Genomic DNA, 25,592 nt, shown 5'->3' with positions numbered 1-25,592 from the left:
GAGAGAGGAATGGGAGATGTTCATTACTCATTTAGAATTGCTATATATCCAACATCTACTCTTACTAAACACTGTTATTTCTAAAATTTACGCACTAAACCAATAAACCGAAATATATATCGAGGAAAACAAGTTATGGAAATCAACTTTCTAGCAAATAGATTTCCTGGCAGTTTTGTTGCTAAATTCCTTTAAGAAATTTAAGAGTAATCATATTGGTTTCTGACTTAACAATAATGCATACTCTGAATTTTATGTCAAGGCTTAAATTCTAATTTATATTTATTGAACTAAAGATAGTGATCAGCGTACCAACTTTTTGCTAGCGATGTATAGCTGATAAGCAACAATCATTTCTATGTCTAATAAATTTTGTACTTTCCAATAATCAGATTTAATTTATTAAAAAATATTAAAATTAAGAAACAGATATTTTTATTCGCTCATGGCTACCCGGTTTACTGCCTCCCAATCGGTTGAAATCGCTGTTCCAGAGCAGCCTATTCCCATTCAGCACTACTTACGCCAGCCTCAACGTCTGGTTAAGGCTTTGGCTGACAACAGTCGCATTGAGCAGCTTTCTGAAGAAGTATTTCGCTTGAAAATGCGTCCGTTAACTTTTATGTCATTGAGTATTCAACCTACTGTAGACATGAGAGTTTGGGCAGAATCAAATGGAATAATTAATTTGCGATCGCTCGGCTGTGAAATACTGGGTTTCGAGTATATTAACCAGCGCTTTGCTCTCAATTTAAAAGGGCATTTGTCTCCTAAAGAGTCAAGTACTGGCACTCGCCTGCAAGGAAAAGCTGATTTAGAAGTGTTGGTGGATTTGCCACCACCATTTTCCTTCACTCCTAAGCCGATTTTAGAAGCTACTGGCAATGGTTTGCTCAAAAGCGTGCTGTTGTCGGTCAAGCAACGCTTATTAAATCAACTTTTGGCGGATTATCGCTACTGGGTGATATCACAAACAAAAGATAGAGGATTTGACAATGACAGTACTGAATTGCCAATCCTGAACGCTGAGTAATTAAATAATTACTCAGCGTTCGGTATTTTGATTTGGCAAGGACGAAAAGACTGACGATGTAAGGGCGAAGGCCCGTATTGTTGCAAAGCCAGCAAATGCCGTTGGCTACCATAACCCTTGTTACGCTCCAGGTTGTACATAGGGTATTTTAATGCTAGACGCAGTATCAGTTCGTCACGCCAAACCTTGGCAACAATACTAGCAGAGGCAATAGCAAGCGATCGCTCGTCCCCCTTAACTATTGTTTGTTGTGGCAATAACAAGTCTTTGATTGACTGATTGCCATCAACCAAGCAAATTGCAGGCTGTACCTTTAACTTCAGTACAGCCCGCTTCATTGCTAATAGTGTCGCTTGCAAAATATTTATCTTGTCAATTTCGGCAGTAGAAGCAAACCCAATTTTCCAGTCTATAGCCAGCCCACAAATTTGCTGCGCTAGCTGAGTTCTACGCGAACTAGATAACTTTTTACTGTCTTTAATTTTAGCTGCCATCAGTATTGGCAAAGCATGATCTGGTAGGATCACTGCTGCCGCCACCACAGGGCCAAATAGAGCGCCTCGCCCTACTTCATCCACACCTGCAACCAATCCTGGAATCCCTGACAAGGTAGAAAACTCCAGCCAATTGGATTGTTCCAAAGGCGTTGGTGACGTTTCTACCATAAGGCAAATTAATTATCCTCGATCGCTGAGGAACGACGGCGGCGGCGACGGCTAGCAGTGGCGGCGCTGTTGGCATCATTTTCATCTGCGATCATGTTGGCGGCGGAAGCTTTTGTAGGCAAGCTATCCGTTGGGCTAGCAGTCAACTCAGATGGTTCAGTTGCCTCTTCTATCAAAGATTTTTGTTCTGGCTCAATAACTTTTGGGATTGGTGCTTTGGTTGCAATTACTTCTGGTGTTACTTTTTGGGCAATAGTTGATTCTGAGGTTGATTCAGTTGGAGCCGTTTGCATTTGACCAGGCTGAATCACGTTAATAATCACAGACTTGGTGTTTTTAACCTCTTGGTCTAACTTCACTAAGGGAGATATTCCCATCAAAGCAAACATATCCTGTTCTTGCAGGCTCATTTCTACAGTCCTAATCTCCGGTGGTTCTACCACTGGTTTGACTGGCTCTGCCTTGATAATTTTAGTACGCTCTACAGTGCGCTCTACTCTTTCACTCCAACCTGGTTTACCAAGGGTGGGCGAGGGGAACTCTGGTGCAACTCCTAGTTCTGGTTCAACATCAAGGTCTAAGTCTGGCTCATTGACAAAAGGCAGTGGATTGGCTACAACCCGAGCTTCATCTTTCCCGTTTAACCCATTGATGCCAATTCGACTGCGGCGAGTACGGGTACGACGCTTATTATCATTAAGGTCTTGATAACTAGGATGATTGATCAGATTTAAATTGCTCAATTCTGAGTCGCCGTCAAATGTTTCCCCAAATCCATCATAGGTTTCTCGTGGTTCTGGGATGCGGGCAGCCGGCTGACGTGGTTCTCGGTGAGGCAGGGATACAAAACGCTCACGCTCACGCTCTGGTGTTTCTGCTGGTATTGGTAATCGGTTTTCGATTTCTCCAGGCAGACGCACAGTATGTCCTAAACCGCCACAGGTGGGACAAGTTTCACCAAACAATTCGTAAATGTTTTGACCCTGACGTTTGCGAGTCAGTTCTACTAAACCCAGTTCGGTTAATTGGGCAATCTGCGGACGAGCTTTGTCTGCTTTGAGTGCTTTATTAAAGTGTTCGAGAACTTGTAGTTGGTCACGTCGTGATTCCATATCAATAAAATCAACAACGATCACTCCGGCAATATTCCGCAGACGCAACTGGCGAGCAATTTCTGTTGCAGCTTCGCAGTTTGTCCACAAAACTGTTTCTCTAGCTGTTGCCGATCGCGTGAAGGAACCTGAGTTAACATCAATTACGGTTAATGCCTCTGTCGGCTCAATGATGATGTAGCCTCCAGAAGGTAGGTCTACTCTTGGTTTTAGGGCTTCTCGAATCGCAGCACTGATGCGGAAGTACTCTAGAATTGGAGAGCGATCGCGATGATGGTCAATCAACAATCCTTGCGGTGTTTGACCTCCACTCCAGTTCTGTAAGTACTGCTTCACGCGCTTCAAACCAGTACTGGAATCAACGACAATCCGGTTGACATCCGCGCCGTACATATCCCGCAATACGCGCTGAATGAAGTCATCATCACGGTTGAGTAGTGCTGGAGCACGACTGGAATGCGCTTCCTGCTGGATGACCTCCCATTGCTTTTGCAGCAATTCCAAATCTTCCATAATCGCTTCTTCGGGTTTGCCTTCAGCTTCTGTACGCACAAGCAAACCCATTCCCGCCGGTTTTACCAAAATTGCCAGTGCCCGCAAGCGGTTGCGCTCACTTTCACTTTTAATTCGTCGGGATAAATTTACGCCTCTACCATAGGGCATCAATACTACATAACGTCCGGGCAAAGTAATATTACCCGTGAGCCTGGGCCCTTTTGTCCCCGTTGGCTCTTTCATTACTTGCACCAAAACTTTCTGTTGTGGTGTTAGTAATTCTGTAATTGCTGCTGCGGTACGCTTTAGCTTCAATGGTCCCAAGTCGGTGACGTGAATAAAACCGTTGCGCTCTGGGTCGCCAATATTGACAAAAGCCGCATCTATCCCAGGCAATACGTTTTCTACTACTCCTAAGTAGATATCACCTATTTGGTGATGACCTGTAGCAACAACTAGTTCCTGTATTTGATCTTCAGAAAAGACAGCAGCAATTTGGTGCTGCTCCGCGATGATAATTTGTTTTGGCATTCAATTTCCTCAAAATTGGCAGCACCAATAGGTTTGGAGGTTTGTTATACCTTTGTTGCCCCTGCAACCCTCAAAAGGCGCTACTGATAATAAAAATCGCAAACCTGAGCTTCTAAATTAAATAGCTATTGGTGCTCTTAAGAGCATTTTTACGGCGGATTATTTCAGAACATCTGTATGTTTAAGCAATTAAATCAACCGTCCGTGGTTGATTTATGATGCAATACCCTCAATAAAGAGAGTTCTGAGTTGAAAGTTCTGAATCCTGAGTGAGTTTTTAACTCAGGAAACTTCATTTGAGAGTGTCCTACTGATGTCGTTAAGAAAAAGAAACTATTTCTATTTTCCATTCCCCGGATTTATCCTTAGGGCTATACTCAGCAACGCCAGCTGCTACCCTACTTTAAGCCGCGCTTTGCGCGTATGTGAACGTCTGCAAATTCGGCCTAACCGATGACAGTTGTTTACCCTACGGGAACGCCAAGGGCGAACAACTCTAGAAAAGTAGCTCACTAGCTCTTGGGCACTCCTGTGGATTGAACATTCAGCAGTTGTTTAAAAAGCATGGATTTAGAGAAGCTAACCGAGCCTGCTGTTAATTACTGATTCACAAGGTAGCTATAGAGAGAGTGTGTTCTTTAATCTGCCTCAGTTTGTCTGGGATAAAATCCTAGAATTTGCACTTCTTCTATCTTTGCTTTCGCCCCCTGAGCACCAGGGTAGTGAACCAGCTAATTCAATGCAGCGTCAGAAAATTTCTCTTCACCCCATTCTAACGCAACCTTGCTAAAAATCAATTCCGACGTATGCCAATTTAGGACAGCTACTAGCAAGCTGCCCTACAGGGATTATACCCCTAAAATTAGCCGATTGCGGTGGATGTGCAGGAGTTGAAATTCTACATTAGCCACTATCCCTAGCATAAACAGGATTTGTTCAGGACGCAATAGAAAACCATCTTGGCGATAGCTACCTACATAACGGATAACAGATATAGATTCTGCAATGCTTTTGGGGGTTTCTACTAATTCCAGTTCAAATAAGCGATCGCGCAGATTTATTAACTGGCTCTTGCCTGACTTTGTTGTATGCTCGTACCAAATCTCATCTTTTGCTTTGATGGTATCAATCCATTCTTGCCATTGTTGTATAGGTATTGTTTCTTCAAGTGCTGCTACGGTAATTAAATATTCTGCGGTTTCTAGCAGTTGAGTAGCTGCCGGAGTTTTTAAATCTATCTGCTCCACATTATATATGGGTATGTCTGTGGGCATTTCCCTAACTAACTTTTCTCGAATAATATCGACGGACACTGGCACAGTTAACTCAAAATCCGCAATTTCACCACTACTAGTAGCTCCTAGAGCCAAAGCAGTTGCTAGAGAAATCCGCGGCATTGGATGAAACCCGCCAGTGAAAGCTATTGGTAAGCCTGCTCGTCGCACAACTCGGTCAAACAGACGGATTAAATCTAGGTGGCTTACTAAAGCCATATTACCCTGTTTGCCAAACCAAACTCGCAGTCTTTGTGCCTTAGTTGTGTTGGGAACAAACTCACCAGTGAATGTCGGGATACCAGGTGGTTCAATGACGACGTTATGGCCAAAGTCGGTTCCACATACGCCACAGTGAGAACAACCTTCAAAAGAGCAGTCGGGTACAATTGCAGCTTCTAAGGCGCGTTGCAAGTCTTCTTGGAGCCACTTTTTATCAATCCCGGTATCAATATGATCCCAAGGGAGGGGAGTATCGAGGGAGTGGGGAGTTGGGAATTGGGCATTTTCCGTGTCTTCTGATCTATTTTGATCTTGCGCGTGAAACAAATTCCATTCGCCATTTTCTATTTGGCGGTATTTCCAATCTAGATCGGCTTGGGCGATCGCATCTTCCCAAGCACTAAAAGCTTTATCTAAATTTTCATACCAGGAATCCATCCCTGCACCCAATTCCCAAGCGCGGCGGACTACTTTGCTCAAATTGCGATCGCCTCGTCCCACAAAATCTTCCATTGCCGAAATGCGAACATCGGTAAAATTTACCTTCACTCCCTTTATTCGGCGGAATTCTTGCCGCAACAGGTTTTGTTTACGCTTAAATTCAGTGGTAGAAACTGAGTGCCATTGGAATGGTGTATGGGGCTTGGGTGTAAAGTTAGAAATCGTTAGGTTAAAGTTTAGAGGTTTTCTACCCTTGCCCCGACATTCTCGCTGTAGCCAGCTGACTGTTTCGGCAATGCCTAAAACATCAGCATCCGTCTCACCGGGCAAGCCAATCATAAAATACAACTTGATTTTATCCCAGCCTTGCTCCCAAGCGGTTTTTACCCCCCGCAACAATTCTTCATTTGTCAAACCTTTATTTACGATGTCTCGCATCCGCTGAGTTCCAGCTTCTGGAGCAAAAGTCAGTCCACTTTGCCGCGTACCTCCAAGGATGTTGGCAATATTCTCATCAAATCTGTCTACCCGTTGGCTTGGTAGAGTCAGAGAAATGTTTTCATTTTTTAAGCGATTTTTGATTTCCATCCCTACTGCTGGTAGGGACAAATAATCAGAACAACTCAGAGATAATAGGGAAAACTCATTGTAACCAGTTGCCCGCATCCCCTGTTCAATTGCTTCTACAACCTTATCGGGTTCTACATCCCGTGCTGGTCGAGTTAGCATTCCTGGTTGGCAGAAGCGACAGCCACGAGTGCAACCACGCCGAATTTCAATGGTCAAACGGTCATGCACCGTTTCTACATAGGGAACTAGCCCAATAGAATATGCTGGTATGGGAGTTGCAACCCGTCGCAGAATTCGTTTTGGTACGTCTGTCCGACAAGGATGGACTGAGCCATCCTCTGCCATGTCGTAAAACTGGGGAACATATACGCCTGGTATTTGTGCCAAATCCAGTAATATATCTTCCCGACTCAATCCTGCTTGTTTTCCTTCTTCCAATACCAGACCAATTTCTGGCAGCAGTTCCTCTCCATCTCCAAGGGCGATGAAGTCGAAGAAGTCGGCATAAGGTTCAGGATTCGATGTTGCTGTTTGCCCACCAGCAAAAACCAACGGAAACTGGGACTGGAGATTGGGAAATTCCCCCCCTGCAACGCCAGCTTTTTGCCTTTCTTTCCACGTCAAGGGAATTCCCGCCAGATCCAACATTTCTAGGATATTAGTTGCACCCAGTTCGTAACTGAGGCTAAAGCCTAAAATGTCGAATTCTGTGAGCGATCGCTTTGACTCTACCGCAAACAATGGCGTATTGGTTTCGCGTAGTTTGGTTGCCAGGTCTTGCCCTGGTAGGTAGGCGCGATCGCACAATTGACGCGGTTGGGCATTCAAGATGTTATAGAGAATGATGTGCCCTAAATTGGATGCACCGACTTCATATACTTCTGGGTAAGTTAATACCCAGCGTATTGCTGCCGTATCCCAAGCTTTATGTACTGCTAAACGCTCATTACCCAGGTAACGTCCTGGTTTTAAAATATCCGATGTTATTAATTTTTCAACTGCAACAGCCACTGTGCTATCTTCTAGCTACCTTAATTACAGCTAATCAAACCCAACCTTAGCATTGAATTAGGTCTTCTAACAGAGTTTATCGTTGCAACTTATAACTCCTTTACATAAAGTCCACTTCCTACCCGCTTTGTTTTACATAAAGTTATGTTGCAGCCAACTCAACTTCACCATCCAATATTTCAAACACCCTATCGAGTTGCGTTAGTTCAAAAATAATTCTAATTGACGGAGCAACAGCGCAAAGTCGAAAACCCCTTCCTAAACTAAGAGCGAGCTTGTGTATAGATAACAATGCCATCAACCCAGCGCTGTCTAACGATTCTACTGCCGCGAGGTCTACTACCAAGATGGAAATACCATTTTGTGCCAACGCTGTGGTCATATCTCGTTCAAATTCCAAGGCGTTTGTAGTATTCAAATACCCTTGAGGGCGAATGACTGCAATCTTGGGATAGTTAAGCACTGCTTGCATAGTTACATCCTATTGAGAATTATTGAAGCGTCGAACTAAGAATTATTTGAACATAAACTCTATTTTGTTGCATCGACCATATGTCTTAGCTCTCTTTGCTGAATCTTTATTTCTTTAGTATGTCTGTTTAAAGATTGTCATAATTCCCGATTAAAGTGTGTTTATATATACTTTTTTTTTATCTCAGTTCAAAAACAATCAACATAGACAGATTTAGAGCAGCCAAATCATCAGTAACCATGCTGAGAAAACTTGCTTAGTCATAACTAGAGCTAATTTAGCTAACTCTTAACGGTAAGTTAAATCTCCCACTTTAGCGTTGCTGATGGCCTACAGCAGAGTCATAGCTAATTATCTATTTATGTAACTTACCAGTGATATATATCACTAATAAGTTATGATTTGAACACTCTTTATACTTAGGCTTATCTGGGATAATTAATATCAATATACAGTTGGTTTATTACGTATGAGAACTCAGTACGCTATTCGGAAATTGGTAGAAAAAGCTCTTGACATTAAAAAACTAACTCCTGAGATAGAAAACGAAATCAACTCAGAACTAACAGAACTAGGTTACATTTCTGACGTTGACTACGAAGCTCTGGAATTATTAATGTCCGAGATGGATGCTGGTAGAGTTAAGCTAGTTCCTAGCTTGGGATATTTATAATTGCTTAGGCATAGAGGTTTATAGCGTATCTCTGTCGAATGAGGTACATGGATGAGACTGAGAAGCTTAACTCAAGCTTATTGACTCAGCACTCAGTACTATCTTGGTATGCTTGCCAAAGTTGGTAAATAAACTGATTAAGTTGCTGCTTTGCGGCTGAGTCAGGTTCACTTTTTGGTTCTTTTGCTAAAACTTGGCTCAACAAGCTAATTACTTCTGTGTCTAATGCTGGCCTAAATAAATTGGCAGGCCAAAGTAAGTCAGATGCATCTCGCAAATCAGTAATTAGCGGCGATTCTTGAATGAAAGTAACCATTAACAAAGGACGTACCCAGCACAACTGACGGGAAACTACAAATTGAATGACTTCTGCATACAGATTCCTGTCGCCATGCTCTAAAGACACAATTTGTCCTGGTTGAAGAAAATCTAGGCTAATGTCCATCATTATGCAGTTTGGGCAGGGACAACGATTATTTTGCAACTTCCTTAATTTTAAAAGTGAGAATGCGCTACTTTTAAAGGAAGCTTCTGTAACATTAAGGTAGCACTCTCACAGCAACCATGTCTTAAGATATGTACTTCACAAGTGGCTACGCAAAAACTAATACGACCAATCCCTAGCAGCAAAGGGTTTTTCTAGGATAGTATCTGAACAGAAATACTATAGAATAGGTGAATAACTGTTAAGCGATCGCTACACAGACATTTTGTAGTAGTGAATCAACAAGAAAAGAGCAAAGAGCCGTGTCAGTTGAAACTATTCAAAAGCCTTCCACAACCCGTAAGCTAGCGCCTCGCTATCGCGTTTTGCTCCATAACGACGACTACAACTCTATGGAGCATGTTGTGCAGTCACTAATAGCCACTGTGCCGAGCCTTACTCAACCCCAGGCTGTTAGCATCATGATGGAAGCCCATACTAACGGGCTAGCTTTAGTCATTACTTGCGCCCTGGAACACGCTGAGTTCTATTGCGAAACGTTGATAAGTCACGGTTTAAGTAGCACAATTGAACCTGACGAATAGTTATTGGTCATTGGTCATTGGTCAAAATTTAGAGTATTGACTGGTGATTGATGACTTATTTTGTATGAAAAAAAACCTTATCCATTTAGCTGAACGCCCTGCCCCTATTAGGCTGGGTTCTTTTATTTTGACTTTATTGCTGCTATGGTTGCCATTGGCTGCACCAATATGCTTTCTAGTGGATGATTCAAACTTAGAAAGTATATTGACATTGGTATTGTTATATGCGGTATTTATTTTTCTCCTGAGACTATGGGGCAAATATGTCTACCAGCAGCCCCAAATTCTGCGGCATTATGGCTTAGAATTCACGCGACAAAACGGTGTAGATTTGCTGCGTGGCTTGGCTATGGGGATAATTAATATTCTGATACTTTTTGGAGTAGAAAGTTTATTGGGTTGGTTAGTGTGGCAACAACCGAAAGTTTTTTTGCTGAAAGTAATTTTAGAGGGTTTACTTGTTGGCTTGGGCATCGGATTCGCTGAGGAATTGTTATTCCGAGGCTGGTTGTTAGATGAGTTACAACGAGATTACAATCCGCGTGTGGCACTGTGGACTGATGCAATTGCTTTTGCTACATTGCACTTTATTAAACCCTTGGAGGCAATTATTCATACACTGCCACAATTTCCAGCTTTAGTACTGCTGGGATTAACGCAAGTATGGGGAAAGCGTTGGCGGAGGGGACGCTTGGGTTTTCCAATTGGTTTACATGGTGGTTTAGTTTGGGGTTACTACATTATTAATGTAGGTAAATTAGTGAAATATTCTGGTGAAGTTCCTGATTGGGTAACTGGTGTGAATAATAATCCCCTGCAAGGAGTGATGGGGGTGTTGTTAATGAGTGTACTAGCTTTGTGGATACGAGGGCGAACTGAGCGATCGCGTCATATATGAAAATAAAAATATTAATCGTATCAGCTATTTATTTATGATAAATCAGCAGACTAATAGTGATTTTTGGATGCAGTGGGTGTTAGCAAATGCTATTAGCTTCTGTGTAGGTCTTCTTTACTTTCCATTTATTTTTCCATTTAATTTTTTTACTTCGTTAAGAAAGATCCGGGTAATGGATAGCCGTTTGCGGGGTGGGGTTCTTGGGGTTTAGTAAGTAATCAAGCGGACATGATATTAAAGTGCTTATCAAACCGTATTAAAATGTATTTGACATTTAAACAAATATAGCTGTGATGTTTTTCATAAAAATTGCCAAGGAGAAAAAACAATGATACAGCCAGTCATTTTAGAAAAATTAGAAGAACTCCCTGAGTCCCTTCAGACAGAAGTGCTTCATTACATTGAGTTTTTGATAGAGAAGCACGCTAAAAACTCTACCGAAGAAAAGCAGACAAACAAGCGTCGCGTTGCTGGAACGATGAAAGGAATGTTTGTTCTGCCATTGCCTAATGACTTTGATGAGCCGCTTCAAGATATGAAAGAATATATGGAATGAATAGATTACTATTGGATACTCATGCTTTTATCTGATTTGTCTCGAATGATGCCACCCTGCCAGTGTTAACTAGAGAAAAAATTGAATCTGCTGAGGCTGTTTTCTTTAGTATTGCAAGTCTTTGGGAAATGGCGATTAAACTCAACATTGGAAAACTATCTCTACAGGGTGCTTTTGAAGAGATTGAACCTAAACTAATTGCTGCGGGTATAACGATTCTCCCTATTACCTTTACCGATACTGTTCAATTCCGTTATTTACCACTCCATCATCGAGATCCGTTTGATCGTATTCTGGTGGCACAGGCGATGAATCATTCCCTTGTTTTGATTAGTCGTGATTCGGCTTTTGATGCTTATAATATTCAGCCGGTTTGGTGATGAAAAAGTGGCTACGGCACGCAGCATCAAATATCCTCCCGTGGAAAGCTAGCCTATTCTTCACTACGGGCTATATCGATTTCATCTGCGGAAGGTGCGTTTCCTAAATCAGCACATGAGTTTCTGCGTTAAAATATTATCGGTAGCGTGGTCAATCTACCTGAATCTTAAAACATTTTGTGGCTCTGTTGTATGAAGGAGAAAAAGCTACACCTTTCCCCCATAGAACAGTAATTTTTGCGATTCTCATAAACTTGTCTCAATCACAGTACCCACCAAACACGCTTTATTAAAATTAACGCCGCTTAAATTTGCACCTTCTAACTCTGCACAGAGTAAATTCGCTCCTGTTAAATTTGCCCCTGCCAAATTCGCCCCCCGCAAGTCAGCTTCTTCAAGGTTTGCTTCACTCAATAATGCCCCTTGCAAATCGGCGCGACTTAAATCTGCACCTTTGAGATTTGCCCCAGTCAGGTTTGCACCGCGCAAGTCAGAACCCCGCAAATCAACGCCTTGCAAGTTCACGTTCATCAAATTGGCACCACTCAAGAAAGCACCCACTAATGACACATTACTGAGTCTTGCTCCCATCAAGTTAGCACCACGCAAATTGCTACCCCGCAAGTCAGCACCTGTTAAATCTGCTTGCATCAGGTTTGCTCCCATCAAATTCGCCCGCAAGTCAGTTTCTTGGAGGTTGGCCCCCATCAAATTCGCCCCCTCCAAATGCCCGCCTTCGAGTTTGGAAGCAGCGAAATTAGTGCCAACAAGGATAGCACCAGCAAGATTAATGCGGCTTAAATCCAATCGAGAGAGTTCCTCGTCTTCTAAATTCGCCCCTGGAAGTTGTTTGAGTTTTCCTAATTTAATGGCTTCAATATTCATGTAAAGTAACTACCAATCTCCTCACTTATCTTGCTGTGACTATCCCATTGGGAATCAAGTATCCAGATGCCAGCGCTAACTTTGGGTGTCATGATGGGTAAGTCGAGTCCCTGTTGTAAACCCATAACTAATAAAGTTAGGGTATCTACAAGTTTAGGGTCAAAGCGGGTAGATTGTTGCTGTCTGCAATCATCTAAAGCTTGAGTAAATATTTGCTCCCGGCTTTGATTTGACGATTTTCGCTCATTGACTCGCCACTGAAAGTCTGCCAATAATGCCAAAATTCTCGACTCTAGGGGAATTTCGTTTCCAGCTAAACCTGCTGGTTCTCCTGTACCATTCCACCACTCGCTTTGATGAGTAATAATTTGAGCAACTGCTCGTAGTCTTGGCATGGTTCGCAATACTTGCGCCCCCGGTACTAAGGGACAAGTCAAGGGACAACTGGGAGCATCTTCGTGGTAGCGTGTGGTTATACCGTCACTGAGTACGCTTTCTGCTTTCTGTAACGGATCTATGCGATGCAACAAAGCCGCTAGCCGCAATCTCTTAATCTGCCATGCAGGAAGATCCAAAAGCTGGGCGATCGCTTCAGCAAGAGCTACTACTTCCGCAGCTGCCATTGGATTGTTGACATCTGCCATATCCATCAGTTGCGCCATTCGCAAAAAGGCTTGGATTTCGTTGGAAACCAAGTTGCGATCTAGGGTTTTTTGGTGAGACGCTGTTGGTATGGATAAATTATCTTGCCCAGTCTGAAGGTAATCTACTACACGGGAAACAACTGCACCTAAATTTTCTGATCTGTCCATTGACGGTACAATTTGTTGTTTATCGGCTGTGAGTTTTTGGGCCAGTTCTGGGTTGTATTTTTTGATGTGAGCGATCGCTATTTCTGCTGTCTCTTGCACTAACTCTGGCTCAAATGTCCACAAGCCATAAAATTTGCGCTCTAAATCTGATGTCGGTACTCCAGTGCTGCCATAATCAGCCTCTGATAATTCTTGACAAATTACCATTGCTGTGTACTTAGGCGATAAAATAATTAAGTGCCACTCCTGAGCTACCGAATCGACTGGATCTAATGCCACTAAGTCTACATTGGGTAGCTGGCTGGTAGGATGTTCAGCAAAGCCGGATTCAGAGGCAGCCATGATGGCAATTTCGCGGCTGCGCTGGGCGATGTCTGCATATCGCCTGGCTTCTTGCAGATACCATTTACCCCGTTGGAAGGCTGTGATGACTAAGGGTGTACCGTCGTCGGTTAAGATATGGTCTTCTAGAGCATGGCACAAGGCAACTAGGGTATTTTTGTAGTAAACACCGAATCGAATCGGTCTGGTGGTATGGCGATGGGCTGTTTCTAGCTGTTGTAGGATTGAACCTTCTAACATGGGATTTGGTAAAAATAACCGCAAAGGCGCAGAGGATACAAAGGAAGAGAGGGGGAAAAATTCATAATTTTGAATATCCCCATATTATTGCGTTTTCTAGGATATACCCGCTAACTGTTTTTCTTTCGTTTCTATTGGTGCGGAAAGTGCTGCTTCTAAGTCGGCACAACCCAATTTTTCCTCCAAGATTTTCATGACTTCGCGTCCGAAATCGTTGGGGTTTTGTTGCCAAGCTTGCAAGCAGACTTCACCGAAGAATGAACCAAGGGGTTCGGGATTCCAAAGAAGTTTTTTAGCTGTCCACGGCATCAAGCTCATTGGATCATATCCTGGTTTGAGGATGCCTTCTTTGAATGCGTATTCTTCTAAATGGGTATGGGGTTGCAGCCCAATAAAGAAAATGGCAGGTTCGACTTTATCGGCACCAAAAATCCGTTCTAGTTCGCGGTGGTAGGCGATGGTTTGGCGGATGGTTTCGGGACGTTCGTCAATGACGTTAAAGGAGTAGTTGACGGAAACTAAATCGTTAAAACCAGCTGCTTTTAAGTCACGGCAGTTTTGCAAGACGGTTCGCAGGTTGTACCCCATCCGCATTTTCCGCACGAGTTCTTGAGAACCACTGGTAATCCCGATTTCAAAGTAGTTCATCCCGGTTTTTGCCATCAAGTCGCACAACTCTGGTGTCAAATTGTCGGCTCTGATATATGCTGCCCAGTGGATATCTGTCATACCAGAATCGACGATTTTTTGCAAGAGTTCTATGGCATCGTCGATAAATTTTCGCGCTGGAATGAATTGGGCATCGGTAAACCAGAAGTTGCGAATGCCGCGATCATATAATTGACGCATCTCAGCAACTACTTCATCTGCTGGGTTGATGCGTACTTGTTTACCTTCGACAACAGTGTAGACGCAATAACAACAGTTGTGAGGGCAACCACGCTTAGTTTGTACACCTATATAAAAATCTTGCTCTTGCAGGTAAAAGTTAAATTCCGGCCAGATGCTTTCGATATAGTCGTAATTACAAGCTGTTTTTTCTAGTGGAGTGGGTTGTTCGTGAATTAGCCGTTTCCGTGGTTGAGTTTCTCCCGCTACGTAACAGCGCTCATCTCGAAAATCTCTGCCACTTAAAAGTTTTTCTAACAGGGTTTCCCCTTCACCCACAGAAATAATTGTCCCTTGAGGTAAGCTTTTACCCAACTGTTCATAAAATACACTGACTGCACCACCACCTACAACTACACGGGCATTAGAATTATATTTTTGGGCACGCTTTAAACCACGTTTTATTAAGCCCTGATTGCGCCATAACTCTACATAGTAAGCGATGAAGATCCGTAAACCGCCTAATCCCCCGCGTAGTTTCAATAGAAGATTCTTAGCGTAGTAAAATTCAAAGGCGTTTTGTAATGGATTACCGCCACGTCCACCAACTGGAGCATAAATTTGTATATCTCGCCAAGAAAATACTAGCAGTGTCGGTTTAAATTCATCGATACAACGATCCAAGGCGGAACTGTAATCTAAAGGTGGCACTGTTCCTAAATCAAAAATGCGCTGTTCGATATTAGGAAACTGTTTGTGAACATGATCGCTCAGATAGACAACCCCAATGGGAAAGATAGGGTTACAAGGAAGGCGAACGTAAAGAATTCGATTTTCCATCATAGGTATTTTGACTTCCATCTTGCCAATCTTTGGGGAAAGCGAGATAAATTCCTGTTTTAAAGTGTGTTTTTGTTTTGGCTGCTCTTAATCTCTGACAATTTTGCTTGACATTGAAGCCAATTATTGATATATGCAAATTTTTTATAGATGCACGAATTAATAAAATTGCTTTGCATACTAAATGTAGGGGATCAAGAGAGGCTTTATGAAGATATTTTTCATATAGCTTTACGATAACATCGAGTTCATTCATTAAGCGATGATCCCAGGCTTTTAATCCTGCGATCGCTAAAACACAAAAATACACTCCTGAACTATCTCCAGCTAAGGGGATCTTCGCCATAGCTACCCTGTAATTATCCGCCTTCAGAAAGTTAAAGATTTTTTGCGGTAAATTAAGAACTTAAAAATGTTCACATAGTGTAAAATTGCAGATAAAGCAAAAATATTTACAAAGTTTTCACAACCTGCCTATATCTTTAGGTATAAATAATCTACAAAGATTTCAGTTGGTAGTCGGAGCTACAGCAACTGGGGATCAGGCAATGCTAGGGTTGGCTGGTGTAATGTAAAATTGTGGCGTAAAGCTCCTCAGCAGTTATGGCTCAAATATTAGATCCTCTACCACCTGAGCAATCAGGAAAAATTCTCTGCTGCTACATTAATGCCACCAGCAAAATCCAGATAGCTCGCATCTCCGATATTCCGAACTGGTACTTTGAAAGGGTTGTTTTCCCTGGACAACGTTTAGTGTTTGAAGCTCCACGAAAAGCTCAAGTGGAGATTCATACAGGGATGATGGCAAGTGCAATTTTATCCGATAAAATTCCATGCGATCGCCTAATGCTTGACGAACCCAGCACTTATGAGTTTGATACAGACTCATCAGACGAAAAAGACCTTATTAATACTAGGTCTATAGTGCAGCAAATTAATACAAAAATCGGAGATAGTACAAAACCCTTACAAATCGTTGGTTTAGCATCGGTTGATTAAAAAAAAATTTTTACTAAATTTAAGGGCTGCTAATTCAGCAGCCCTTTTTGTTTATTATTTGTTGGGAATTGGAAATTGGGGATTAGGGATTGGGGATTGGGCATGGGGACAAGGGGAAAGACTTGTTTCAAGTTCTCACCTCTTGTCCCTTTGTCCCCCTGCTCCCCCTGCTCCCCCTGCCTCCCCTGCTCTCTTATCTCCCCCATTTCATCTACAATCATTCTTATGAATCTGCCTTCATTTCTTTGGTTGTGGAAAATAGCCGCCTGGTCGATGGGGTTATCCCTGCTAGCATACCTGATGTTAGCAGTCACCGGCGTTTGGATGTTTCGGGCGAGAACTTCGCAGCAATTTCCTTTTAGTACCCAATTTATGGGCGGACGTCAAGGAGTGCGATCGCTCCACTATCTAATGGGCATCAGCATGGTAAGTTTAGTGCTACTATTGCTAGCGATCGGCATTGTTGGCACTCTCGGTCATTTTGGCTCCTTGGGTCACTCATCACATTTAGTTGCTGGATTGATAGTAGTAGGATTAGTTTTACTATCTGCTTTCAGTGCGACGCAAATTAGTACCGGACAACCTTGGGCTAGACCCTTACACATCGGCGTAAATATTATTTTATTTGTAGGATTTGCCTGGGTATCCCTTACTGGTTGGATTGTAGTGCAAAAATATTTACCCTAAAGAATTACGAATTACGAATTATTAAAGTGGCATAGCTTTTGCGCGACAAGCTAAGTAAGACATAGACCTACCCTACAATGAAGAAAAGCATTGTAATTGAGCCGTGACAGCAACCTCAGCCAATATTTCCGCTTCTGTTTTTCGTCTGTCTCCTTTGATTCGGATAACCCTGTTGAGTCTATACATAGCACTCACAGTTCCATTACCCTTCTTATCGCAGGTAACAGCTGCACCCGTACCCCCAGAATTATTGTGGATAGGCATTAGCATCGGCTTAGTTGCCTTATATGCTGTATTGACTGAACAAGTAATAGTAGATGAGCAGGGAATTCAGGTTACCTACCCCGCCTGGGTGCCTCGCTTTTTTCGTAAAGGCTGGTTTTTACCTTGGTCAGAGGTGAAAGAGTTAAAACCCCGCACTACTGGTCAAGGAGGGCTAGTTTATTACTTCCTTAGCCAGGATGGGAAAGCTTATTTATTACCGATGCGTGTAGCTGGATTTGCCCGTTTCGTGCAAATTGTCCAAGCAAAGACGGGCATTGATACCACAGATGTTCGCCCTTTAGCACAGCCGTGGATGTACCTGATTTTACTAGTATTCACCCTGCTGTTACTATTGGTCGATGGCTGGGCGATCGCTACAGCTTTAACTACCAGACAATTAACTTAAAATGGGCATGGGGCATCCCCTACCTCCTCTGCCTCCCCATCTCTCCACTCCCTATTCCCTACTCCATTGAATACAGCAAAAGCCACACTCAGGCTAGAGCAAGTTAATCTGTTTACAAGGCTGAAAACCCAACTTCCAGGCAATCAGCAAGGATACCCCATATTGCAAGATATTTTCTTGGAGGCATTACAGGGCGATCGCATTGCAATTGTAGGGCCAGTTGGCGCTGGTAAAACTTCGTTACTATGCCTCCTCAACCGCCTAATTGAACCCACAAGTGGCAAAATCTATTTAGAAAACCAAGAATATCGCCAAATTCCCGTCATCCAGCTACGCCAGATAGTGACGCTTGTATTGCAAGAATCAAAACTTTTGGGGATGACAGTTGGGCAAGCCTTGGCTTATCCTTTAGTCTTGCGTGGTTTGTCCAAACAGACAATTCAGCAACGAGTCACTCACTGGACAGAACAACTGCACATTCCTAGTGAATGGTTGGGGCGAACAGAGGTGCAACTTTCTGCCGGACAACGACAACTAGTAGCGATCGCTCGTGCCTTGGTTATCCAGCCTAAAATATTATTATTAGATGAGCCAACCTCTGCCCTTGATGCTGGTACTGCTTCTCATCTAATGCAAGTCTTAACCCAGTTGAGTCAAACTCATCAAACCACGATTTTAATGGTAAATCACCAACTGGAACTAGCCCAAATGTTTTGCACTCGATTGTTACATCTACAGCAAGGTCATTTATTGGCAAACCAAAAAGTCTCTGAAATAAACTGGGTTGAACTACGAGAAAGTTTAATTCAAGCAGAAAATCAAGACGATTTTGGATTTTAGATTTTGGATGAGACAGCAATCAGGAGTAATCTTCTTACTCCCCCTCACTCCAATGCCCTATGCCCAATGCCGCATCAAACTTGACTAGTACTAAGTGTTGAACGTTGATTATTAAATCTTTCTCTAGGTAACTTTGTTGTTTGTGATTGTGAAATATTGGTATTCAAAATTTCCATATTAAAACGGTATCCTACATTGCGGATAGTTTGAATCAAGTTGGGTTGACGAGGATCAAGTTCAACCTTTTTCCGCAGCGATAAAACGTGAGTATCAATGGTACGAGGGTTATCGATAGCGTCAGGCCAAGCACGGCGCAGCAATTCTGACCTACTCAAAGGCACTCCCCCAGCTTGTGCCAAAACGTACAGCAAGCTGAATTCTTGCGGCGTTAAGTCAATGAACTCCCCCTGGAAGCGGACACGGCGCTGAACTAAATCAATTTGCAAAGTGCCATAATCCAAATAAGCTGGTGCTGTAGGTGTGCGCTTCCGACGAATCAGTGCCTCTACCCGTGCCAAAAATTCTTGCATCCCAAAAGGTTTGCTTAAATAATCATCTGCACCCGCCTTTAAACCTGCGACGATATCACCTTCAGTATTACGGGCAGATAGCATTAAGATTAGAGGCTGCTGCTGACGATGCAACCAACGACAAAACTCAATGCCATCACCATCAGGCAGGTCTGCATCCAAAACTACCAGTGTTGGTTGATGACTTAAAAATACTTCCCTTGCTTGATAAATACTGGCAGCTTGATGCACACGGTATTCCAGTTGTTGCAAGTGCCAACCCAGCAACGACCTCAAATGGGGATTCCCCTCAATGATTTCTATACAAACCGAACCCACGGCGGCAAGACCCCTTAGCGTCGATGACTCTCAAAGTAACAAGCCCATCTCTAAGGTTTTGTAGCCTTTGTTACCTCAATTGCTATTAGCTTTACATTTCCTCATAGAAATAGCGGCAATATCTTTAATTTGTGCCTTGCCGAGGGCGATTAGAAATATTATTAAATTTTTATTAAATTTATCGAAAGTGTTGTTAGACTTATGAAAAGTTCTTTTACCTTTACATTCTGCTTTTAGATGGATATCATCTACCAAAAAACTATAGCCTAAGCAGCTAGCTATTACCACAACAGTTTTTTAATATGATGCTAGTGGATTATATCTTGCAGAAATTAGTTTCTCCACCCACGAATCTATCACCAATACAATCGGGGTGTTGACTATGAAAATCATAAAAATAACTTAGCAGATAACTAGAATCGATGTTTTCTGGAATAGGATTAAAGTAGATTGTAGTTCCTAGGAGGGTACTGCCCAAAGTAGATGTATTGACTTTTAGTTAATGCCAAAGTGAAATTACAGTTCACATTTGAGCGTGAATCATTTACAATTCTCATTCCAAAGAGATTAATACAGCAGTTATGCTCCAAGACACACAAACCATCCGCTATTACCAAAGACTCACCGACGCCTTCGTCGAGTTATGGAATCGCGGCTATCGCACTGATGATATGCGGATGTATTTGGATGGATATCTAGCCGCACTACGACATGGCAATATTCTTGAACCTATTCTGATTCATCGCTTAGAAGAGGAAGCCAGCCGCTACTTGTACGATGGATCAAATTTTGAAGTGCCGCAACCACAGCCACTACGCGATTATTACTAAGTACCATTTATCTGGTAATTGATAGTAATCGTTAATTGCCGCAGATGATCATAGCATATTATCTGTATGGGTCAACTAGTGCCGTGGTGTGAGATTTTGGAGATATTGTATTGATAAAACCTATCCCCTCAGTCCTATATTGGTCTTGCCAATGCGACAGAGGGGATTGTTGACTAGCTATGAAATGAGTTCCAATATAGCTCAAGTATTTTTATTCACAAACCCAGAGAAGGAGGCAAGAGGCAGGAATTTAGAACAGGATTCAACCCCATCTAATTTCAAGCCACCAAATCGGAGATTTTGGTAGCGGAATTAAACCCCTGCTACCTCTGGTCGCAGCGATTCTGTTCTTCTAAGAAAGCGGGAAGCTAAAGCAACAGGTGGGTGGGGCTGAATCCCCATCTGAATTATCCCTCTTGCTCCCTGCTCCCTGCTCCCTTGCCTCTTTTTCAAGGACATTAAAAATGGTAAATTGCCTTGATTGCGGAGCGCAAATTTAGCAGTATACCCTCTGGTTTGCGTAAAAAGAGATTACGAAGCTAGTGCTACTTCTACCTTTTCTTGCAATTCACCCTTTTGATACATTTCAATTAGGATGTCAGAACCGCCAAGGAATTCACCATTGATATACACTTGGGGAATTGTCGGCCAGTTAGAGTATTCTTTAATCCCCTGGCGAATTTCAGAGTCTGAGAGAACATCAATTGTCTCGAAAGGAACTCCCAAGGTATTAAGAATCTGCACAACGTTGTTGGAGAAACCACATTGGGGCATTAACTTGTTTCCCTTCATGAAAACCATAATCTTGTTCTGTTGCAGCAAGTTATCAATTTTCTCTTTGAGTTCTGGCGTCATGGTATTTGTGTTTCCTATGTTACATTCAACGATGACGAGTGAGAAGTTAAAAATTTAGAACTCCTAACTCCTAACTCCTAATTCGTAACTCTATGTTTACGAAGCTGGTGTTGCTTGCCAAGATTCAGGAGTATATGTTTTCACTGCCAAGGCATGAATTGCTTCAGTTGACATAGCTTGCCCCAAAGCACCATAAACTAACTGGTGCTGTTGCACTAGTCCCTTACCTGCAAAGTGCGATGAAACTACTGTTACCTGATAGTGGTCACCGCCACCAGTCAAGTCTTGCACCTGAACCTGGGCGTCTGGCAGTTCCGCCTTGATCATTGCCTCAACCTGCTGCGGACTAATCATCGCTATTCCTGAAAAAACTTACTTTTCTATTATTAACAGATATGGAGCAATGCCTGTGCCAAGTTCAGGTTTTGGCAAGGCTAGAAATAAACGCACCTCTGAGGTGGATTTTTGAGGACGCTGGCTCAAAGCTACGGCAGATAATCCTATCCTAGCACTGGAGACGTTCTCAAGCTGTTGCTCAGAGGGAGGGGGAGATGAGGGAGATGGGAAAAACAGACAAGAAAGATTTAATTTATTTTTTTGGGGATGAGGAAGATGAACTACCACCTGCTGTAGGAAAGGGAGAATCAACAAAACCCAACTCCAACAACTGTTGATAAGCTTTTTTGCCTAAATCCCGTGTCGGGTTTTGACTCTTAATGATTTGGATCAATAATGGCACAGCTAATTCTGGCTGATTTTGTGCCCGATGTACTAATGCTAGCTGAAAGGTGGCTTCATCTCGCTTTTGGGCTGTTAATAGAGCTTTTTGACGCTGAGAATCAGAAACTCTATTGTCAATTCCCGAAAAGCTAGAATTTAACTCTTGATAAAAATTAGATAGCTGATTATAAACCTGACGTGCTTCTTGTAGTTTCTTTGCAGCTAAGGGGTAGTTTTGAGCAGAAACGGATTGTTCTGCCTCTTTCATGAGGCGATCGCCCCCTTCAATGCTCAAAAGGCTGTTACTTTGGGTTATGGGGCGAAGGTTATTGGGAGCGTTAGGATCAATGGGTTGTGGGCTATTAGTGCCTGGTGACTGTGATACCTGAGCATTCACAGGTGATAGCAGGCTGAGGACTGCTATGACTGATAAAAAGGTACGACGCATCAAGGTAACAGCGACAGCAGTGTTCATGGGGTCAATTAGTTCAACAACTATACAGAAAATTTATGGAAACTTCGGGTATCTTAACTCTGTTTTGGTCTTGGACAAAGCAAAGCTGCATTCTAAGTTTCTTTGATTTAGACTGAAAATCGGTTTAATAGAGTTCCCATTGCCCGTGTATACTAATTAACTAAAATCGCCGCTATGAGCGATCGCGTTAGTTCCTCTGATTTTTTAATCATCGGTTTACCAGCAAGCACTTTGGGAGTAGTTTGACAAGGCGCTGGCGAAAAGTTGATTTGAGAAAAAGTTTTAGGCTGCTTCACCATCTGTCCCGCTACCGACTTCCCCAATAATTATCTCAGCTTAAGTGGGATATTTGGCACGAGAATCTTCCCAAAGCACTGCTTGAACTATTTGCGATCGCTTTCAGTGTGAAACGCCATTGCATCAAATCAGTTAAACATGGCGAGCTTCCTATTCCTAGTCCGCGCTTCCCAAAATTTTGTTTTTATTCAGTCACGTTTACAAAATCAAGGAAAATCCAAAGACTTTCATTTAACTGTCTGACTAAATAGTAAGAATATTTCTCATCGACTAATTCAGTACTTTACAGACAATTATTAGCTATTCGCTCAAAAAAATGCCAATTTGGCTGAATATCCTGTTAATAGAGGGTAATCTATATATACATCCTCAAAGGTTGCAAAACAGCACTAATCTTTTGTGACTTACTCAGGATGAATATAACAGTTAGCAATTAGTGTCAAACCTTGAAAAGGTGCAGTTTCTTAATCATGCATGGTTAATGGTCAATGCTTAAGAGCCAGTCTTAGAACTCTTGACGCTTTACGAAATCAAGAATTAGTAATTTCTGCAAATGCGCGATTAGTAATTTTTGTTTCTTGATGGCTTAAATGTTGCAGTGCCTTTGCTAAATCAGTTGTGATACTTTTGGCATCTTGTTTTATACAGCCACTCATGTAATCCGCTACTCTGATTGGGGAGCCAATGTCAATACTCACATCTGTACCCCAATTTGGATAAGGTTGGCTATAGTTAATACCTATGGGTATAATTTTCACCCCTAGCGCGGAATAACTAGATTCAGCACTCAAGGCAAGACGAGCAATTCCCGGCTTCAACTGGTGAACTTGGCCATCACGAAAAATATTACCTTCTGGAAATATCACCAAGGTTTTTTTCTGCTGAAGTAGCTCAACTCCATGCCGCAGGGTGCGGATTGACGGATGCTTAGAATTTACAGGAAACCCCCCCAAACGTTTGACAAACCAGCCTTGCAAACCTTGGCATTCGTCAACAGTTACCATAAACCGCAGGTCTTGTTCTCCTCGATAATCAGCAGTAGCGTAGGGTACGAGCAATGCATCCCAACGCGCCCGATGAGTAGGCGCAAGGATCACAGGCCCAGTTGTAGGGATATTTTTTTGTCCGGTTATTCTAATTTGCCCAAAGAATAATGGTAATAGGCAGTGACGCCCTAATAAATATGCCAGAGGACTTAACCAAGGAGAAACCCTTGAGATATTACCAGTCACCTGATTATTTGCTGGGGTGTGCTGGCAGGTATCGGATGAAGAGTAAAATTCCATCATGACGGATGCAGCTGATTGACGGGTAAAATTTAAAGAAAAGTCTGATTAGTTACACCGTAGATTCTCTTGTGTGACTTATGGCGTATTAGATGGACAGTTTTACCTCTGTCCGTTAGTTTACACTACGCCGTTTATTGGCAAACCAAGTCTGTAATTGTTCACGACAAGCTGACTCTAGAACGCCTCCGATTACCTGTAAGTGGTGATTAGAAGCAGCGCTATCGGGGATGTTAATAACTGTACGAATGGCGCCAGTTTTTGTATCGTCTACTCCATACACAAGTAGTCCTAATCGCGCTTGGACGATCGCACCTGCACACATCGGACAAGGTTCAAGAGTTACGTAGAGGGTGCATTCATTAAGATGCCAGTTTTGTAAATTTGTTGCAGCTCTTTTGAGAGCGAGAATTTCCGCATGAGCTGTAGGGTCTTTGTCACGCTCTTTTCTATTTTCTCCTTGTGCTAGCAATTTGCCTGTTGAATCAATGATAACAGCACCTACAGGGACTTCACCTGCATCGCCTGCTACTTTTGCTAATTCTAAGGCAGAATTCATCCATTGTTGATGTATAAGATATTCTGTGTATTTAGTTAGCATATTCTTATAAATACAAAAATTTTAAAGTTCTGCTCGTCTTTGGACGGGCGATCTGCATCCTACAAAAAATAAAAAGTATATAGCCCACAGGCTTCTCAGCCTGGGGCTAAACAATTCAAAATTCTTAAATTTATTTAGCAAGCCAACCGTTGGAGATTAATTTTATTTCTAAATAGCGGCTTGGGCTAAAAGAGGATCGAGTTGATTTTGTGTGTCTAGTTGATAGAGATCATCACAGCCGCCAACGTGGTGGTTATTGATAAAAATTTGCGGTACAGTACGACGTCCCTGAGCGCGTTCTGCCATTTTAGCTCTGGCTGCTTCATCGCCGTCAATTTTATATTCGGTAAAATTTACACCTTTCCACCACAGCAGCATTTTGGCACGAATGCAGTAAGGACAAGTTTGCCATGTGTAAAGCTCAACATTGGCTTTGACTCGCTCTGGATGGCGATTTAATAGGGGATTAAGAAAGTCCAGCATATTTTCTTAAGCAAGGTTTTAACTATGTCTCTAGCCTAGATCATTGCTGGCATTGCTTACCGCATTGGGGCTGGAACCCACTTTTGAAAACCCTCTAAATGATTCCAGTAAGCTAAATATCCAGTGAATGCCCAAATTAGAGCGGCGACTATCAGCACAGCTACACCAATTAGCCGCCAGGTGCGGTTAGTTTTCCAATAGAGAGTTGGCGCTGCAAAAACACCTCCTAAGCCAGTTAAAATAAAGCCGATTCCAGACAAAAGCGGTTGGCGTGTCAAATTCAAGTTGATGATGCGGATACCCACTACGATCGCAACTGCACCAGCAAAGAAACCGTAAATTGCTATTGTCAATAAATCCCAACCTTGAGCAAGTGCGATCGCAGCCGCAATAAACAAGATGCCAAATAGAATACTTGTCTCACCGAAGGCAATGTTGAAGCTACCAGTAACGGGCCAGGTGAAACTCATGTGTAACCCAGTCGTGAATGCGATCGCACCCGTAATTCCAAAACCGGGAATCCACTGTTTTTGATTAAAACTATCTATACCACGATATACATAGTCAGCCAGTAGAAATAGCCCAGCTACCATATTGATCAACATGAGTGTGATGTAGTCGATAAACATGATTAACCTCTTAATTTGACAAGCTATTTACTCTGCGCTTTGTTTTTCAGCTTTTAGTGAATT

29 protein-coding genes are annotated in these 25,592 nt (G+C 42.5%); 11 read left to right on the top strand and 18 right to left on the bottom strand.

The genetic code is table 11. The features are described 5' to 3' along the window. The first annotated feature begins 445 nt into the window (after positions 1–445). The gene (locus H6G26_RS05530; RefSeq protein ID WP_190728293.1) at positions 446–1,033 is read left to right on the top strand and encodes a DUF1997 domain-containing protein; all 588 of its coding nucleotides are present in this window, start codon (positions 446–448) and stop codon (positions 1,031–1,033) included. An 8-nt stretch (positions 1,034–1,041) separates the two neighbouring features. Here the strand turns inward: H6G26_RS05530 and H6G26_RS05525 are convergent, their stop codons facing one another. The 4 genes from H6G26_RS05525 to H6G26_RS05510 all read right to left on the bottom strand — a co-directional run bounded on the left by H6G26_RS05525 (position 1,042) and on the right by H6G26_RS05510 (position 7,826). Continuing rightward, entirely contained in the window at positions 1,042–1,698 is a 657-nt protein-coding gene (locus H6G26_RS05525) for a ribonuclease HII (RefSeq protein WP_190728292.1), read from the bottom strand. Positions 1,699–1,706: 8 nt separating this feature from the next. Further along, positions 1,707–3,836 carry an Rne/Rng family ribonuclease gene (locus H6G26_RS05520; protein ID WP_190728291.1) on the bottom strand — a complete coding sequence of 710 codons (2,130 nt, stop codon included), beginning with the start codon at positions 3,834–3,836 and terminating at the stop codon, positions 1,707–1,709. An 848-nt stretch (positions 3,837–4,684) separates the two neighbouring features. Then, positions 4,685–7,354: a TIGR03960 family B12-binding radical SAM protein gene (locus tag H6G26_RS05515; protein WP_190728290.1), complete on the bottom strand. Its 2,670-nt coding sequence runs from the start codon at positions 7,352–7,354 to the stop codon at positions 4,685–4,687. Between the two features lie 142 nt (positions 7,355–7,496). After that, entirely contained in the window at positions 7,497–7,826 is a 330-nt protein-coding gene (locus tag H6G26_RS05510; RefSeq protein WP_190728289.1) for an STAS domain-containing protein, read from the bottom strand. A gap of 469 nt (positions 7,827–8,295) precedes the next feature. Here H6G26_RS05510 and H6G26_RS05505 point away from each other — a divergent pair, with 469 nt between their 5' ends. Beyond that, positions 8,296–8,499, top strand: a complete 204-nt coding sequence (locus H6G26_RS05505) for a hypothetical protein (RefSeq protein WP_190728288.1) — start codon at positions 8,296–8,298, stop codon at positions 8,497–8,499. A gap of 85 nt (positions 8,500–8,584) precedes the next feature. Here the strand turns inward: H6G26_RS05505 and H6G26_RS05500 are convergent, their stop codons facing one another. Next, positions 8,585–8,944, bottom strand: a complete 360-nt coding sequence (locus H6G26_RS05500; RefSeq protein ID WP_190728308.1) for a hypothetical protein — start codon at positions 8,942–8,944, stop codon at positions 8,585–8,587. A gap of 302 nt (positions 8,945–9,246) precedes the next feature. Here H6G26_RS05500 and clpS point away from each other — a divergent pair, with 302 nt between their 5' ends. From clpS to H6G26_RS05480, 4 genes are all read left to right on the top strand, one after another. Next, positions 9,247–9,528, top strand: a complete 282-nt coding sequence (gene clpS / locus H6G26_RS05495) for an ATP-dependent Clp protease adapter ClpS (RefSeq protein ID WP_012410249.1) — start codon at positions 9,247–9,249, stop codon at positions 9,526–9,528. A 64-nt stretch (positions 9,529–9,592) separates the two neighbouring features. Then, on the top strand, positions 9,593–10,426 hold the full coding sequence (locus H6G26_RS05490) for a type II CAAX endopeptidase family protein (protein ID WP_190728287.1): 834 nt from the start codon (positions 9,593–9,595) through the stop codon (positions 10,424–10,426). A 328-nt stretch (positions 10,427–10,754) separates the two neighbouring features. Beyond that, a complete protein-coding gene (locus H6G26_RS05485) occupies positions 10,755–10,982 on the top strand; it encodes a DUF2281 domain-containing protein (protein ID WP_094331172.1) in 228 nt (75 codons plus the stop codon). Positions 10,983–11,044: 62 nt separating this feature from the next. Then, positions 11,045–11,362 (top strand): type II toxin-antitoxin system VapC family toxin, encoded by a 318-nt coding sequence (locus H6G26_RS05480; protein ID WP_347242434.1) that lies wholly within the window; start codon positions 11,045–11,047, stop codon positions 11,360–11,362. Positions 11,363–11,608: 246 nt separating this feature from the next. Here the strand turns inward: H6G26_RS05480 and H6G26_RS05475 are convergent, their stop codons facing one another. The 4 genes from H6G26_RS05475 to H6G26_RS05460 all read right to left on the bottom strand — a co-directional run bounded on the left by H6G26_RS05475 (position 11,609) and on the right by H6G26_RS05460 (position 15,655). Continuing rightward, positions 11,609–12,247, bottom strand: a complete 639-nt coding sequence (locus H6G26_RS05475; protein WP_190728286.1) for a pentapeptide repeat-containing protein — start codon at positions 12,245–12,247, stop codon at positions 11,609–11,611. Then, a complete protein-coding gene (locus H6G26_RS05470; protein WP_190728285.1) occupies positions 12,244–13,641 on the bottom strand; it encodes a DICT sensory domain-containing protein in 1,398 nt (465 codons plus the stop codon). Before H6G26_RS05470 ends, H6G26_RS05475 begins: the two co-directional genes overlap by 4 nt. A gap of 96 nt (positions 13,642–13,737) precedes the next feature. Further along, the gene (locus H6G26_RS05465; RefSeq protein ID WP_190728284.1) at positions 13,738–15,330 is read right to left on the bottom strand and encodes a photosystem II high light acclimation radical SAM protein; all 1,593 of its coding nucleotides are present in this window, start codon (positions 15,328–15,330) and stop codon (positions 13,738–13,740) included. Then, positions 15,272–15,655 carry a hypothetical protein gene (locus tag H6G26_RS05460; protein ID WP_190728283.1) on the bottom strand — a complete coding sequence of 128 codons (384 nt, stop codon included), beginning with the start codon at positions 15,653–15,655 and terminating at the stop codon, positions 15,272–15,274. Before H6G26_RS05460 ends, H6G26_RS05465 begins: the two co-directional genes overlap by 59 nt. A 257-nt stretch (positions 15,656–15,912) precedes the next feature. On the opposite strand from H6G26_RS05460, the gene H6G26_RS05455 reads away from it, so the two are divergent. From H6G26_RS05455 to H6G26_RS05440, 4 genes are all read left to right on the top strand, one after another. Next, a complete protein-coding gene (locus H6G26_RS05455; RefSeq protein ID WP_190728282.1) occupies positions 15,913–16,308 on the top strand; it encodes a DUF1830 domain-containing protein in 396 nt (131 codons plus the stop codon). Between the two features lie 225 nt (positions 16,309–16,533). Further along, positions 16,534–16,995, top strand: a complete 462-nt coding sequence (locus tag H6G26_RS05450; protein ID WP_190728281.1) for a DUF4079 domain-containing protein — start codon at positions 16,534–16,536, stop codon at positions 16,993–16,995. Positions 16,996–17,098: 103 nt separating this feature from the next. Continuing rightward, positions 17,099–17,665: a hypothetical protein gene (locus H6G26_RS05445; RefSeq protein WP_190728280.1), complete on the top strand. Its 567-nt coding sequence runs from the start codon at positions 17,099–17,101 to the stop codon at positions 17,663–17,665. A gap of 66 nt (positions 17,666–17,731) precedes the next feature. Further along, complete coding sequence (locus H6G26_RS05440) at positions 17,732–18,505, top strand: ATP-binding cassette domain-containing protein (protein WP_190728279.1); 774 nt, start codon at positions 17,732–17,734, stop codon at positions 18,503–18,505. 74 nt (positions 18,506–18,579) lie between these two features. On the opposite strand, the gene H6G26_RS05435 is transcribed toward H6G26_RS05440, so the two are convergent. Continuing rightward, a complete protein-coding gene (locus tag H6G26_RS05435) occupies positions 18,580–19,353 on the bottom strand; it encodes a response regulator transcription factor (protein WP_190728278.1) in 774 nt (257 codons plus the stop codon). Between the two features lie 581 nt (positions 19,354–19,934). Between H6G26_RS05435 and H6G26_RS05430 the strand changes: the two genes are divergently transcribed. Next, positions 19,935–20,183 carry a DUF6761 family protein gene (locus tag H6G26_RS05430; protein ID WP_190728277.1) on the top strand — a complete coding sequence of 83 codons (249 nt, stop codon included), beginning with the start codon at positions 19,935–19,937 and terminating at the stop codon, positions 20,181–20,183. Between the two features lie 531 nt (positions 20,184–20,714). On the opposite strand, the gene grxD is transcribed toward H6G26_RS05430, so the two are convergent. The 8 genes from grxD to H6G26_RS05390 form a co-directional block, all read right to left on the bottom strand. Beyond that, complete coding sequence (gene grxD / locus H6G26_RS05425; RefSeq protein ID WP_190728276.1) at positions 20,715–21,038, bottom strand: Grx4 family monothiol glutaredoxin; 324 nt, start codon at positions 21,036–21,038, stop codon at positions 20,715–20,717. 96 nt (positions 21,039–21,134) lie between these two features. Next, positions 21,135–21,392: a BolA family transcriptional regulator gene (locus H6G26_RS05420; RefSeq protein WP_100899811.1), complete on the bottom strand. Its 258-nt coding sequence runs from the start codon at positions 21,390–21,392 to the stop codon at positions 21,135–21,137. A 235-nt stretch (positions 21,393–21,627) separates the two neighbouring features. Further along, positions 21,628–22,233: a hypothetical protein gene (locus H6G26_RS05415; RefSeq protein WP_190728275.1), complete on the bottom strand. Its 606-nt coding sequence runs from the start codon at positions 22,231–22,233 to the stop codon at positions 21,628–21,630. A gap of 152 nt (positions 22,234–22,385) precedes the next feature. After that, the gene (locus H6G26_RS05410; protein WP_190728274.1) at positions 22,386–22,532 is read right to left on the bottom strand and encodes a hypothetical protein; all 147 of its coding nucleotides are present in this window, start codon (positions 22,530–22,532) and stop codon (positions 22,386–22,388) included. A gap of 528 nt (positions 22,533–23,060) precedes the next feature. After that, complete coding sequence (locus tag H6G26_RS05405) at positions 23,061–23,819, bottom strand: 1-acyl-sn-glycerol-3-phosphate acyltransferase (protein ID WP_190728273.1); 759 nt, start codon at positions 23,817–23,819, stop codon at positions 23,061–23,063. Positions 23,820–23,931: 112 nt separating this feature from the next. Next, positions 23,932–24,417, bottom strand: coding sequence for a tRNA adenosine(34) deaminase TadA (tadA, locus tag H6G26_RS05400; protein ID WP_190728272.1), 486 nt, complete (start codon positions 24,415–24,417; stop codon positions 23,932–23,934). A gap of 168 nt (positions 24,418–24,585) precedes the next feature. Next, positions 24,586–24,900, bottom strand: a complete 315-nt coding sequence (grxC, locus tag H6G26_RS05395; protein WP_190728271.1) for a glutaredoxin 3 — start codon at positions 24,898–24,900, stop codon at positions 24,586–24,588. 56 nt (positions 24,901–24,956) lie between these two features. Next, positions 24,957–25,529, bottom strand: a complete 573-nt coding sequence (locus tag H6G26_RS05390; protein WP_190728270.1) for a DUF981 domain-containing protein — start codon at positions 25,527–25,529, stop codon at positions 24,957–24,959. Positions 25,530–25,592 lie beyond the last annotated feature (63 nt).

The sequence above is a fragment of the Nostoc sp. FACHB-888 genome (assembly GCF_014696655.1).
GTDB lineage: Bacteria > Cyanobacteriota > Cyanobacteriia > Cyanobacteriales > Nostocaceae > Nostoc.
Note: the sequence above shows the minus strand (reverse complement) of the source record. Positions and strands in the feature narration are given on the sequence as shown.